Source organism: Ignavigranum ruoffiae (assembly GCF_023195815.2).
GTDB lineage: Bacteria > Bacillota > Bacilli > Lactobacillales > Aerococcaceae > Ignavigranum > Ignavigranum ruoffiae.
The window spans coordinates 1,094,403-1,107,259 of the sequence record NZ_CP096206.2 but is presented as its reverse complement, the minus strand read 5'-3'; the positions used below and the strand labels follow the sequence as shown (position 1 = coordinate 1,107,259).

Below are 12,857 nucleotides of genomic sequence, written 5' to 3'. Positions count from 1 at the left end.
ATGTCAGATACTCGAGGATTGTTAATCGTTTTATCAGGCCCCTCAGGAGTTGGCAAAGGCACTGTACGTGCTGCAATCTTTGAGGATAATCCCTACGGCTATGTATATTCAGTATCGGCTACTACCAGGCAACAACGACCCGGTGAAATCGATGGTAAAGACTATCATTTTATGAGTAAAGAAGCCTTTGAAGACTTAATTGAGCAAGAAGCACTCTTAGAGTATGCTCAGTACGTTGGTAATTATTATGGAACGCCGATGGCAAAAATTGAAGAAGATTTAGCAGCAGGGCACGATGTCTTCTTAGAAATTGAAGTGCAAGGTGCCTTAAAAGTCCGTGAACGGGTAAATCGCGAGGATGCCGTCTTTATTTTCTTAGCACCGCCGAATCTTACCGAACTCGAAGGGCGCTTGGTTGAACGCGGTACAGATGCTCAATCAGTCATCTATGAAAGAATGCAACGCGCGTGTGAAGAAATTGATATGATGCAATATTATGATTATGTTGTTGTTAATGACCAAGTCCCTAAAGCTGTAGCCAAAATTAATGCGATTATTCAGAGTGAACATTTGAAAGTCGAACGCGTTGTCGATCGAATCCATGCTGAAATTCATCAATATTTACAAGGAGGAAATGATTAATATGATGCTATATCCCTCAATTGACCGACTTATCGAGCAAGAGAATTCGGTATATAGTATCATTATGTTAGCTAGCAAGCGAGCTCGTGAGATGTATGTTGATAAGAATCCACAATTAGAATCCTACCAATCTGTTAAACCGATTGGACAGGCCTTGGAAGAAGTTCAAGCTGGTTTATTATACGTAAAGAGAGACTAAAAATTGTAGACTACTATGTCGGATAATTTATCTGCATGGTAGTTTTCATTTTATTATTGGAGAGTGAGACAATGTTCGCCCAGTTATGTATTGATATTCCAGCTTCGAAAGTTGACCATTTATATACTTATAAAGTTCCAGAAAAATTTTTGGGTGTCATCGAAATTGGCATGCGGGTCCAAGTTCCTTTTGGACCGCGTCAATTAATGGGAATTGTTGTTGAATTAGTCGATCAGATTGAGTTAGACTATGCACTAAAATCAATTAGCCGACTGCTTGATTATCGAGCTTATCTTAACCAAGAACTCATAGATCTAAGTGCTGTCTTAGCTGAAGATTTGCAAACATTTCGAATTGCTGTTCTTAAAGCGATGTTACCAGCCATGTTTAAGGTCAAGTATCAGACTGCGTTTGATATACAAAATAAAAAAGCCATTTGTGAATATATGCATACTCAGCAAATCACTACAGACAAAGATTTAACGGCGTTGATGACGCAGGATGATATGGAATCGATTTTTACGAGTAAACAAATTGCTTATTTTCTTAAACAATCTTGGATCGGTCAGAAATATCAAGTGATCGATCAACAAAAAAACTTAAAGCAAACGATTCTTGAGCCTAGATTATCAGATGACCAATATCAGCAGCTTCTCGATCAACTCCCACAAAGCTATCATAAGCAACGTAGAATTCTGGATTACTTGATCAAACGAACGGATAAAGGGCCTATGATTCAGAGCGAGGTCTATGATCAAATTGAGGTCAATCGACAGGATATTCGCAATGCCATTGATAAAGGCTGGCTACTTGAAAGGCAAGAAGAAATCTTTCGCAATCCCTTAGAACAATTGAAGCTCAATCGCAGCTATCCATTACCTTTGAAAGAGCAACAACAACAGGCATTTGATCAAATTGTTCCCTTAATCAAAGGAAAAAAAGCAGAAACAATCTTACTCCAAGGGGTAACCGGTTCGGGCAAGACTGAAGTTTATCTGCAACTCTTGGATCAGGTGATTCAGATGAAAGAGTCAGCCATCTTATTAGTACCAGAAATCGCTTTGACACCACAGATGATTCGCCAAGTTCAAGGTCGATTTCAAGAAGGGGTAGCCGTGCTTCACTCAGGGCTATCCGCAGCCGAAAAGTATGATGAATGGCGTCGGATTGTTGATGGTGAAGTTAATATTGTCGTTGGCGCACGATCATCAATTTTTGCACCTTTGAAGCGGCTCGGTTTAATGATTATTGACGAGGAACATGAAACTACTTATAAACAAGGGGATAATCCCCGTTATCATGCTCGAGACATCGCTTTATGGCGGAGTCAATACCATTCTTGTCCCGTGATTTTGGGGTCAGCAACGCCTTCACTTGAATCGAGAGCCCGGGCTCAAAAAGGCAATTATCGCTTAGTTGAGATTACTGAACGAGTCAATCAACGGCCCTTACCTCCGGTTCAGGTTGTTGATATGACCCAGTTAGCCTTGACCGCCCATGCATTAGAAATTTCTCCCTTACTCGAGGAAAAAATTCAAGACCGGCTAAATAAACAGCAACAAGTAATCTTATTATTAAATCGACGTGGCTACGCTTCTTATCTCTTGTGTCGCCATTGTGGGTATGTTCTCCAATGTCCGAATTGTGATATTTCATTAACTTACCACAAGGCTGATCAACAGATGAAATGTCATTATTGTGATTATCAAATGAATGTTCCTGATGCTTGTCCTCAATGCCACAGTAATCAATGGACGAGTCAAGGTATGGGAACGCAAAAGATTGTCGAAGTGCTCGAAGAAATCTTTCCGCAAGCGAGAATTATTCGTATGGATAATGATACAACCCGTCGTAAAGGAGCCCACGACCGACTTCTTCAACAATTTCGTCAAAGACAAGCCGATATCCTAGTAGGTACGCAAATGATTGCCAAGGGTTTGGATTTCGCCAATGTCAGTTTGGTTGGGGTGATTAATGCAGACGCTTCGCTGAATATTCCTGATTTTCGTGCCAGTGAGCGAACTTTTCAATTATTAACTCAAGTCAGTGGCCGTTCTGGAAGGGGGGAGATCCCCGGCGAAGTTATCATCCAAACTTATAATCCAGACCATTATGTGATTCAGATGGCTCAACAACAGGATTATAATCATTTCTTCCAATTTGAGATGAAATATCGCCATTTAGGTAATTATCCACCATATTACTACTTAACCCTGGTAAAAGTGACTAGTAGTCATCAAGGTCAAGCTTTGTCAGCAATCCATCAAATAAAGCAAAACTTGGCTAAGGCCTTTAAACAGTCTCAGCTTCCCGTCATTATTTTGGGACCGAGCCAGGGCCCAATTGCTCGGCTAAATAATCAATATCATTATCAAATCATCTTAAAATATAAGGCACAAAAAGATTTCAAAAAGTTGCTCAATCAAACCTTGCCTTTATTGGAAGAAAATTTGCCTAAAGAAACCTATTTATCGATCGACCATGAACCCCAATATTTTATTTAAGGAGTGTCTACCATGCGAATTATTTTTATGGGTACCCCTGATTTTGCAGCCGAAATCTTAGATGGCCTATTGACCACGGATCATGAAATTTTAGCTGTAGTTACTCAACCGGATCGACCTAAAGGTCGGAAAAGGATATTAACCCCTTCACCCGTCAAAGTCCTCGCTCAAAAGTATCATTTACCTGTCTTTCAACCAGAAAACATAAAAGGATCTAGTGAAGCTGAGGAGCTGACCGCGATGGCGGCTGATTTGATTATTACTGCTGCCTATGGACAATTTGTACCAGATTCATTACTAGCTTCAGTTAAGTATTATGCTATTAATGTTCATGCCTCTTTATTGCCTAAATATCGCGGAGGAGCTCCAATTCATTACGCGATTTGGCAAGGAGAAGAGGAGACCGGAATATCCATTATTGAAATGGTCTCACAAATGGATGCGGGAGATATCTTCTATCAGCAGGCGATTCCGATTTTGCCAAGTGATGATGTGGGCCAGCAATTCGCTAAATTGGCGAAATTAGGTCGACAGGCTCTATTAGACTTTTTGCCGAAGTTAGCTTCAGGTGATTTTGAACGACAGCCACAAAATCCAGAACAAGTCAGCTTTGCGCCGATTATTGACAAAGAAGCTGAACAAATCAACTGGTTCCAGAGTAACCAGGAGATTGACCAACATATCCGTGCTTTTAGACCTTTTCCTTCTACCTATACTCTTTTAAAGGGTCAGCGGATTAAGATTTGGGCGGGACGGCCGGTAAATTATGCAAACAAATATCAAGCAAGCCCAGGTCAAATAGTAGCCAGTACGGACGATCAATTAATTGTGGCTTGCGGACAAGATAGCGTTTTTGCCATTGAAGAATGGCAAGAAAATGGCCGTAAACGAGTACAGATTAAAGATTACCTTAACGGTAATCCTGCTGATGACTTGATTGGACAGACTTTTAGTTCACCCAAGGAAGGGGCGAGCTCGTGAAGATAAAAAAATCAAGTCAAAAACTGTTAAAGAATAATCCGCGCTTTCAAGCTGTTCTGCTACTTGAGAAAATTTTAATTCAGGGTGGCTATTCCAATGTTCTGTTAAATAAGCAACTGGGTCAAAATTATCTTACAGGGGTCGATAAAACCTTACTGGTTCAATTAGTATATGGTGTGATACAACATTGGCGGACGCTAGAATACTATCTTTCTCCTTATTTAAAAGATCGAAAGCTTGATGACTGGGTTCGTTTACTATTAGATGTATCCGTCTTTCAATTAGAATATCTTGATCGGATTCCCACCCATGCTGTAGTTAATGAAGCGGTCAAGATTGCTAAGATTCAAGGACATCAGGGATTAGCTAATTTTGTCAATGGTGTTTTAAGAAATTATTTGAGAAAAGGCAAGGCCAGGCTAGAAGCTTTAGATCCAACGCAAAGATTATCGATCCAATATAGTATGAATCCTTCGATTATCGAAGTTTTGGCCGATTTACTGAATCCGACTGAGTTAGAGAATTTCTTAGCATCATTGTTGGTCCAACCGGCCTTATCCCTACGTATTAATCCCAAGAAGGCGACTCGTCAGCAAATCATGGATGATTTAGCTGAAGAAGGCATTCAAACCCAAGTAAGTTCCTTATCGCCTTATGGAATTAAGGTCTTGAGCGGGGATATTTTCCGCAGTCAGGCCTTTGAACAGGGCTTAGTCACTGTACAAGATGAATCTTCCATGCTGGTTGCTCCACTAGGTCAATTGACCGGTCAAGAAATTGTCTTAGATCCGTGTAGCGCTCCTGGTGGCAAAGCGACCCATATTGCGAGTTTGCTAGATACGGGTCATCTGACTGCCTTGGATATTTCCGCTCATAAATTAGCCTTAGTTGAACAACATGCTGAACGTCTTGGCTTGAAGTCGTTAATCGATTGTCAAGTAACTGATGGACGAAAATTTTATCCACCTGAGGGTTTGATGTATGATAGAATATATCTAGATGCACCCTGTTCGGGCTTGGGCTTGATGCGTAGAAAACCTGAAATAAAATATCATCAAATTGACGATATTGTCTCAGAATTAAGTCGAATTCAAGCCGAATTAATCGATCATTTAGCACAATTTCTAAAACCGGGTGGAATCTTTATATATAGCACATGCACGTTAACCCGAGCTGAGAATGAACGAATCATTGAAGAATTTCTGGCCAAGCATGATGAGTTTGAAATCATGCCGATTGATCCAGATGAAGTTCCTTTAGATAATTTGATTACAGCTGAAGGCTTTGTCCGTATCTGGCCTCATATCAGTGCGACAGATGGCTTCTTTATAGCTCGGTTAACAAAAAATTGATTAAGGAACCATAGAGGTGAAGGAATGAAGATTTCCATAAAATCTAATATTGGGAAGCGACGAGCTTCCAACCAAGATTATGCAGATTATTTTGTTAATGACCATCGACAGGTTTTGTTGGTTCTTTGTGATGGCGTTGGCGGTAACCAAGCAGGAGACGTGGCTAGTCGGATGACCACCGAATTTATCGGTGAACAATTTACAGCTGATCAGAGTTTGTCTTTGGAAGAAGTGGAAGACTGGTTAGGTGAAGTCATTACTCAGGCTAATCTCCATATTTATCAAGCATCGATGGAATCCGCTAAGTTAGAAGGGATGAGTACCACCTTAGTCTTAGTCTTGATCATTGAAGATCAGCTTTTTATTGCCCATGTAGGTGATTCTAGAGCATATATTTATCGACGAGACGAACTTAAACAAATGACTGAAGACCATTCTTTAGTCAATGAATTAATTCGCTCAGGTGAGATTACTGCTGAAGAAGGGCAATATCACCCGATCCGTAATGTAGTGACCCAATCGATTGGGGGTACAGATACCGTTGCTTATGAAATGAGTCAATTAGCCATTGACCAAGTTGAGACACTGCTAATCTGTTCAGATGGATTGACCAATATGGTTAGTTTTGAGCAATTAAAGGATAATTTTGACCGTCCACAAGCATCTTTGGATCAACTGGCCCAAGATTTGATTGATCAAGCCAACCAAGCGGGTGGTTTAGATAATATTACAGTGATTTTAGTGCGCGAATTGGAGCAAAAGCGCCTCGAGGAGGTGCCAAACCATGATTGAAATTGGCGATAAATTGTCAGGACGTTACACCATTACCCAGTCTATCGGGCAGGGTGGAATGGCTAATGTCTATTTAGCTCGCGACTTAATTCTAGATCGCGATGTGGCTGTTAAAGTCTTGCGTTATGACTTCCAAGATAATCGCGAGGCGATTCAACGCTTCCAACGTGAGGCGATGGCAGCCAGTCAATTACTTCATCACAATATTGTTGAAGTCTATGATGTTGATCAAGAAGATGGTCAACAATACATTGTGATGGAATATGTCAAAGGAACCGATTTAAAGAAATTTATAAAGAATAATGCACCCATCTCGCTAGAATTAGTAGTTTCAATTATGAGTCAGATTCTTTCAGCCATTGAGTTGGCTCATAAACATGGAATCATTCACCGAGATATTAAGCCACAGAATATTCTGATTACTGAGGACAACCAGGTAAAAATTACCGATTTTGGGATTGCAATTGCCTTGACTGATACATCCATTACTCAAACCAACACCCTTTTGGGCTCTGTCCATTATTTATCACCCGAGCAAGCACGGGGCGGTAATGCTACTATGAAATCGGATATTTATGCCCTTGGTGTTGTTCTCTACGAACTTATTACGGGTTCCGTGCCCTTTGATGGTGAATCCGCTGTCTCAATTGCTTTGAAACACTTTCAAGAGGAATTTCCGCGGATTAAAAGTCGCTTGGATTATGTACCCCAAAGTCTTGAGAATGTAGTTTTAAAGGCTACAGCTAAAGAAGCCCCGAACCGTTATGAATCCGTTAGTGGCATGTTGGCAGATTTAAGCACCAGCTTGTCGACCAGTCGCATGTTTGAAGAACCTTTTCAAGCTCGTGAACTGTTAGAACAAACTCGGGTAGTAGCCCCCCTCAAGCCAAGTGAAGCTGAGAAGGTGTTGGCAGAAGTGAGTGCGGAAGTCGAACCTCTCGACGAAAGTAGCTATCAAACTTTTGATACTGTACCACCTATTTCTAAACCCCATCGTAAACGTCATTTCTTACGTGCTTTATTGGTTGGGATTATTCTCATTGCTTTAGCGGTCGGCGCATACTTTATCTATGATCAAACTGTTCGTTATGTCGCTGTGCCAGATGTTTCTGGATTGTCATTGAGCGAAGCGAACAAAGCCTTAGCTGAAAAAAAACTAAAAGCAGGGCAAGAAAAAAAGACTTGGGATGATAGTTTGCCGGTGGGTACCGTGATTAAAAGTCAACCTGAAGCAGGCGAACGTGTCGAGAAAAATCAAACCGTTGACTTAATTGTTAGCAGTGGTAAGCAACAAGTGGAACTTGGCAATTATGTCGGGCAACAATATGAACCGATTCGACGTATGTTAACGGAATCGGATTTCATTGTTGACCGCCGAGATTGGGCGACTAGTAATCCGGATGAAGCGGGTATGATTCTTGAACAAAGTATTGCACCAGGGACTCATGTCATTCCAAGTGAGAACCCGATAACAATGTTTGTGGGCAATTATTCAGAATCCACTACCATGCAAGACTTTGAAAATCCTAGCCTATCTTTAGATATGGTTTATCGGTTCGCTGAAGGTTATGGTTTAAATGTTGAAGAAGTTTATGAATATAATGACTATTTACCGAAAGACCAAGTCATCAGTCAATCACCTGCTAGTGGGACTCCTTTAGCGCCGGGAGATACGATTCAGGTAGTGGTGTCCCAAGGACCAGAGCAAGAAGAAGTCGTCACAACAAGTCTAGAAGTGTTCCTTGAGTATATACCAACTTATGCCGAGAATGATAAAAATAAAGAAAAACCGCTAGCAAACAAAATTCAAGTCTATATTGGCGATAATAATAACGATATTACAACGGTCGCTCGTGAGTTTGAAATCACCGAATCACAAACCATTAAGATTACTCTCTATATTCCATCCAATGGAACAGGACAGTATCGCGTTTTAAGAGATGGTGAAGTCGTGGAAGAAAGTAATGAGGTTTACCCTCAATAAGTCGTCGATGTCTTGAGGGAAATAAATAGATTTCAGCCACTTTAAATATTTCTAGATATTTAAGTTAAATAGTGTGAACAATTTTGTGTTCTAGGAGATTAGCCCTTGGTTCAGTAATGATGCTGGACCAAGGGTTTAATAGTTTTTCTGATAATCTATCTAAGAATTATGTTATAATTATCTGTGAAAACGGACCGAGGAGGGAGTTTAATGCCGAATCAAGCCATAGAACAAGTGAATATTCAAGAACATATGGGCGTCATTTATCAATCTTTAAGTGGTTTTTATTATGTGTGGGCTGATGGTCGCGAATTTGTGACCAAGGCCAAAGGAGTTTTTCGTCATCAGAATGTAAAACCCATTGTCGGTGATCGTGTTGTCATTGAAGAAAACCTTGACGATCCTGAGTCAGAAAGTCGCTTAATCCATATCCTACCACGAACAAATAGTCTCGTCCGTCCACCGGTGGCTAATGTTGACTATGTGATTTTAGTCATGGCTCTAGTTGAGCCAGATTTTAGTTTTACTCTGTTAGATCAATATTTGGTAAATCTTGAATGGCAAGAAATTAAGGTGAATATCCTCTTAACAAAATATGATTTACTTGTCGATAAATTAGGTCAAGAACAAGCTCAAGCATATGTTAATCAAGTTAAGAACATTTATGAAGCGTTAGGCTACAAAGTCTGGATTAAGAGCAAAGAACAAAGCTTCGTTGATCAATTTAAAGAAAGTCTGCAAAAAGGAATTTATGTGGTAATGGGTCAGTCTGGGGCTGGTAAGTCAACCTTTCTAAATCAGCTCCTGCCTGACGTGAACATCTCGACAGCTGAAATCAGTTCTGCACTGAATCGGGGACGACATACAACCCGTAAGGTGACCCTATATCCGGTTGAACAGGCCTTTTTAGCCGATACGCCAGGTTTTTCGGCGATGGACTTACCTTTAATGGGAGCGGCTGACCTACGATTAACTTTCCCTGAGATAAGATCGTTTGGTCAAGAGTGTCGCTTTAGATCATGTGTCCATGATCAGGAACCAGGCTGTCGGGTTAAAGAGGCGGTTGCTGCTGAAGAAATTGCCGCCAGTCGTTATCAATCCTACTTGACCTTACTGAAACGCATCCGTGATAATCAAGTCAATTATTGAATACTAGAAAGGTGATTCAATGAAAATAGCTCCCTCCATTTTAAGTGCAGATTTTGCTCATTTAGTTCAAGATGTTTCGGCCATGGTCGAAACTGGTGCTGACTATCTCCATATTGACATTATGGATGGTCAATTTGTGCCAAATATTTCTTTTGGACCGATGATTATTTCAACCTTGAGACCTTATTTTGATTTGACCTTCGATGTTCATCTAATGATTGCCCATCCTGAACAGTATATTGAAGCGGTGGCTCAAGCAGGTGCCGATATCATTTCGGTTCATGTCGAAGCCAGTCAACACATCCATCGTTTAATTCAAAAGATTAAAGGTTTAGGCGTTCAGGCTGGGATTGTAATCAATCCTGGAACACCGGTAAATCAAATTGAGCCAGTCTTGGCGATGGTTGACTTAGTTCTTGTTATGTCAGTAAATCCTGGTTTTGGGGGTCAGCAGTTTATTAAAGCCAGTCTCGCTAAAATTGCCACATTGAAAGAATTACGTCAACAACATGATTATCACTACGAGATTGAAGTAGATGGTGGAATCAATGGTGAAACAATCCAAGAGGTTCGTCAGGCTGGTGCAGATGTGGCTGTGGCTGGTTCCTACTTATTTAAAGCTGCCTCCTATGCGCAAGCCATGGCGAGATTGAAGGAGTGATATTGATGAATAACACTCATCCTTTGATCATAGTTTGTGCTGGGGCCCATCAACCTGCCTTGTACCGCTTGCCGGAAATATTAGCTGAATATTCGGAACATTTTTTTATTGGGGTAGACCGCGGTGCCTTAGAACTGGTTCGAGCTAACTTTCCATTAGATTTGGGGATCGGTGATTTTGATTCTCTGGCTCACCGGGAGAAATTGGAACTCCAAGAGAGAAGCAAAGCTTGGCTAGAATACCCTTCGGCGAAAGATGATACCGATACTGAGATTGCTTTTGAATGGATTAGCCAACATTATCCCCAGTCTGATATTTGTGTTTTTGGGGCGATTGGCATGGAATCCAGACGTTTAGATCATTTAATTGCTAATTTGTATCTGCCTTATCAACCGCGCTTCCAAGCTCTCTTTGATCACACCTACTTTGTTGAGGAAAACTTAAGAATGGCTTGGTATTTTCCTGGCGAACATATTTTGCAAGCAGGCCCTGTTCTGCCTGACTACCTATCCGTGATTAGCTTAACTCCGGTTAAAGCCTTAAAGATTGAAGGGGCAAAATATAATTTAGCTAGTCAAGATTTTGACTTTCCCCGAGCACTCGTCAGTAATGAGTTTATTGCTCTGAATCAGCCGATTCATTTATCTTTTAAAGAAGGCTTGATTCTGGTAATCTGGATGAACGAAGAGGAGCGATTTGTATGAAAGCAATAATAGCGATTATTCCAAATTTGCAGGCAAATTTACTAGAAAAAATTAAAAATATCTGTCCTAATTATGAGGTTGAATGGTTTGATCAGATTAATCCGGCAGATTATTCCCGGATCGAGATTATTTTTGGTTGGAATAATCAAGTCAAAGAAAATTTGGACCAGATGAAACAATTGAAATGGGTTCAAGTAGAGTCCGCCGGGGTGGATTATCTTCCCAAGGAAATTATTGAGAATCCAGATTTGATGGTATCGACAACAACCGGCATTCATGCTTCAGCAATTACTGAATCGGTCTTTGCTTATATTTTGGGTAAGGGGAGAGGCCTTTATCAATCACTAAAGGCACAGGAAGATCGGACTTGGTCACCCGTATCCGCTCAACAACTCCATACCTTACCGGGCAAATGTATGTTGATTTTCGGCACCGGGAATATTGGTCAAGAAATTGCCCGAATGGCTTCAGCTTTTGGCATGCGTGTGCGCGGTGTTAATACTAATGGGCGCGATATTGAGAACTTCTCCAAGTGCTATACCTTAGCCAACGCCCGGCGAATGCTGAATACCGCCCATATAGTAGTGAATGCTATGCCTTTAACCAATGAGACAAGGGCCTATTTTAACCGGAAGTTCTTTGCGGATATGAACGATCAAGCCTTATTTATTAATATTGGTCGGGGCGGATCGGTAGTGGAAGACGATCTCTATCAAGCCATCCAAGATAAAGAAATTGCCGGTGCTTACCTCGATGTTTTCGAGGAAGAACCTTTGTCCGATCGGTCTCCCTTGTGGGCTAGTGAGGGCATTACGATTACCCCTCACATCACTGGTCAGATGCATGATTACCAAGATAAGGTATTTCCTATTTTTTACGAAAATCTTCAATCTTATTGTCAGACCGGTCAACTCGCTCGCAATCAGCTTGATAAGAGCAAGGGTTATTAATCTAACCAATTAAGACTTAAATCGTCTTTGCTTAAACGAATAGGTTTGTCGATAATTCCTTTAGACAAAAATAAACCCCGGTACTTCTTTGTTGAAATACCGGGGTTTATTATGGATGATTGCAATTATAGCTTAAAATTAAGCACGTTCTACTAAACCTGATTTAATCGCACGGGCAGAAACCCAAACACGTTTTGGTTTACCGTCAACCATAATTTTAACTTTTTGTAAGTTAGCACCGAAACGGCGTTTAGATTTATTCATAGCGTGTGAACGGTTGTTTCCAGATTTAGCTTTACGTCCTGTATAATAACATACCTTTGCCATACAAGTTCCTCCTTCTCACATAGACCAGCGTCTAATTTTTTCATACTTGAGTAATTTACCATAAGTTAAGTCTAGAATCAAGAATTTATTAAAAATTATCCGGAAAATCTATGAACTCCATGGCTTTGGTCCACGGCTTAAACTATCCTTGTCGCGCAGAATATGATATGATAAGTTTGCTATTTTAAGAATGAAAAGGTATGATTTACTATATCTTTTAGACCTAGCTTAGAGGAGGAATAAATAATGGCAATTAATATGACAACGCCAACCGGCCAAATCACCCTAACCAACGAAGCTATCGCAACCGTGGTGGGGGCAGCAGTCATTGATAATTATGGTGTTGTAGGAATGGTAAGTAAAAATTTCTTCCGCGATAATATTATTGAAATTCTTAAAAAAGAAAATTATACCAAGGGAGTCGTCTTAGCTCAAAAAGGAGCGGCGGTCTCGGTCGATGTGTATATCTTAGTAACCTATGGAACGAAGATCTCAGTAATCTGTCGAAATATTCAAGAATCTGTTAAATATCACGTTGAAACAACTCTTGGATTTGAATTAGACTATGTTAACGTCCATGTTCAAGGCGTTAAATTAGATTAAGTAGATACA

The 12,857-nt window shown here is 40.5% G+C and carries 13 protein-coding genes; 12 read left to right on the top strand and 1 reads right to left on the bottom strand.

What is annotated here, in order from left to right; translation table 11 throughout:
* The 11 genes from gmk (at position 1) to M0R79_RS05230 (ending at position 11,918) form a co-directional block, all read left to right on the top strand.
* Positions 1-642, top strand: coding sequence for a guanylate kinase (gene gmk / locus M0R79_RS05280; RefSeq protein ID WP_248416085.1), 642 nt, complete (start codon positions 1-3; stop codon positions 640-642).
* Between the two features lies 1 nt (position 643).
* Positions 644-841: a DNA-directed RNA polymerase subunit omega gene (rpoZ, locus tag M0R79_RS05275; protein ID WP_248416086.1), complete on the top strand. Its 198-nt coding sequence runs from the start codon at positions 644-646 to the stop codon at positions 839-841.
* 71 nt (positions 842-912) lie between these two features.
* Positions 913-3,345 carry a primosomal protein N' gene (gene priA / locus M0R79_RS05270; RefSeq protein WP_248416087.1) on the top strand — a complete coding sequence of 811 codons (2,433 nt, stop codon included), beginning with the start codon at positions 913-915 and terminating at the stop codon, positions 3,343-3,345.
* A gap of 12 nt (positions 3,346-3,357) precedes the next feature.
* A complete protein-coding gene (fmt, locus tag M0R79_RS05265; protein ID WP_248416088.1) occupies positions 3,358-4,326 on the top strand; it encodes a methionyl-tRNA formyltransferase in 969 nt (322 codons plus the stop codon).
* Positions 4,323-5,678 carry a 16S rRNA (cytosine(967)-C(5))-methyltransferase RsmB gene (gene rsmB / locus M0R79_RS05260; RefSeq protein WP_248416089.1) on the top strand — a complete coding sequence of 452 codons (1,356 nt, stop codon included), beginning with the start codon at positions 4,323-4,325 and terminating at the stop codon, positions 5,676-5,678. The genes fmt and rsmB overlap by 4 nt, the downstream gene beginning before the upstream one ends.
* A gap of 24 nt (positions 5,679-5,702) precedes the next feature.
* On the top strand, positions 5,703-6,470 hold the full coding sequence (locus M0R79_RS05255) for a Stp1/IreP family PP2C-type Ser/Thr phosphatase (protein WP_248416090.1): 768 nt from the start codon (positions 5,703-5,705) through the stop codon (positions 6,468-6,470).
* Entirely contained in the window at positions 6,463-8,454 is a 1,992-nt protein-coding gene (pknB, locus tag M0R79_RS05250) for a Stk1 family PASTA domain-containing Ser/Thr kinase (RefSeq protein ID WP_248416091.1), read from the top strand. Before M0R79_RS05255 ends, pknB begins: the two co-directional genes overlap by 8 nt.
* 210 nt (positions 8,455-8,664) lie before the next feature.
* Positions 8,665-9,603 carry a ribosome small subunit-dependent GTPase A gene (gene rsgA, locus M0R79_RS05245; protein ID WP_248416092.1) on the top strand — a complete coding sequence of 313 codons (939 nt, stop codon included), beginning with the start codon at positions 8,665-8,667 and terminating at the stop codon, positions 9,601-9,603.
* 19 nt (positions 9,604-9,622) lie between these two features.
* Entirely contained in the window at positions 9,623-10,264 is a 642-nt protein-coding gene (gene rpe / locus M0R79_RS05240; RefSeq protein WP_248416093.1) for a ribulose-phosphate 3-epimerase, read from the top strand.
* A 5-nt stretch (positions 10,265-10,269) separates the two neighbouring features.
* On the top strand, positions 10,270-10,968 hold the full coding sequence (locus M0R79_RS05235; RefSeq protein WP_248416094.1) for a thiamine diphosphokinase: 699 nt from the start codon (positions 10,270-10,272) through the stop codon (positions 10,966-10,968).
* On the top strand, positions 10,965-11,918 hold the full coding sequence (locus tag M0R79_RS05230) for an NAD(P)-dependent oxidoreductase (RefSeq protein ID WP_248416095.1): 954 nt from the start codon (positions 10,965-10,967) through the stop codon (positions 11,916-11,918). Before M0R79_RS05235 ends, M0R79_RS05230 begins: the two co-directional genes overlap by 4 nt.
* Before the next feature lie 138 nt (positions 11,919-12,056).
* Here the strand turns inward: M0R79_RS05230 and rpmB are convergent, their stop codons facing one another.
* Positions 12,057-12,245 (bottom strand): 50S ribosomal protein L28, encoded by a 189-nt coding sequence (gene rpmB, locus M0R79_RS05225; RefSeq protein ID WP_092569649.1) that lies wholly within the window; start codon positions 12,243-12,245, stop codon positions 12,057-12,059.
* A 246-nt stretch (positions 12,246-12,491) separates the two neighbouring features.
* On the opposite strand from rpmB, the gene M0R79_RS05220 reads away from it, so the two are divergent.
* Positions 12,492-12,848 carry an Asp23/Gls24 family envelope stress response protein gene (locus M0R79_RS05220; RefSeq protein ID WP_092569651.1) on the top strand — a complete coding sequence of 119 codons (357 nt, stop codon included), beginning with the start codon at positions 12,492-12,494 and terminating at the stop codon, positions 12,846-12,848.
* Positions 12,849-12,857: the final 9 nt, after the last annotated feature.

Bases quoted from the DNA above. Each gene is read 5' to 3' on its own strand.
- gmk (WP_248416085.1), top strand. From the start codon at position 1: ATGTCAGATACTCGAGGATTGTTAATCGTTTTATCAGGCCCCTCAGGA.
- rpoZ (WP_248416086.1), top strand. From the start codon at position 644: ATGATGCTATATCCCTCAATTGACCGACTTATCGAGCAAGAGAATTCG.
- priA (WP_248416087.1), top strand. From the start codon at position 913: ATGTTCGCCCAGTTATGTATTGATATTCCAGCTTCGAAAGTTGACCAT.
- fmt (WP_248416088.1), top strand. From the start codon at position 3,358: ATGCGAATTATTTTTATGGGTACCCCTGATTTTGCAGCCGAAATCTTA.
- M0R79_RS05255 (WP_248416090.1), top strand. From the start codon at position 5,703: ATGAAGATTTCCATAAAATCTAATATTGGGAAGCGACGAGCTTCCAAC.
- pknB (WP_248416091.1), top strand. From the start codon at position 6,463: ATGATTGAAATTGGCGATAAATTGTCAGGACGTTACACCATTACCCAG.
- rsgA (WP_248416092.1), top strand. From the start codon at position 8,665: ATGCCGAATCAAGCCATAGAACAAGTGAATATTCAAGAACATATGGGC.
- rpe (WP_248416093.1), top strand. From the start codon at position 9,623: ATGAAAATAGCTCCCTCCATTTTAAGTGCAGATTTTGCTCATTTAGTT.
- M0R79_RS05235 (WP_248416094.1), top strand. From the start codon at position 10,270: ATGAATAACACTCATCCTTTGATCATAGTTTGTGCTGGGGCCCATCAA.
- M0R79_RS05230 (WP_248416095.1), top strand. From the start codon at position 10,965: ATGAAAGCAATAATAGCGATTATTCCAAATTTGCAGGCAAATTTACTA.
- rpmB (WP_092569649.1), bottom strand. From the start codon at position 12,245: ATGGCAAAGGTATGTTATTATACAGGACGTAAAGCTAAATCTGGAAAC.
- M0R79_RS05220 (WP_092569651.1), top strand. From the start codon at position 12,492: ATGGCAATTAATATGACAACGCCAACCGGCCAAATCACCCTAACCAAC.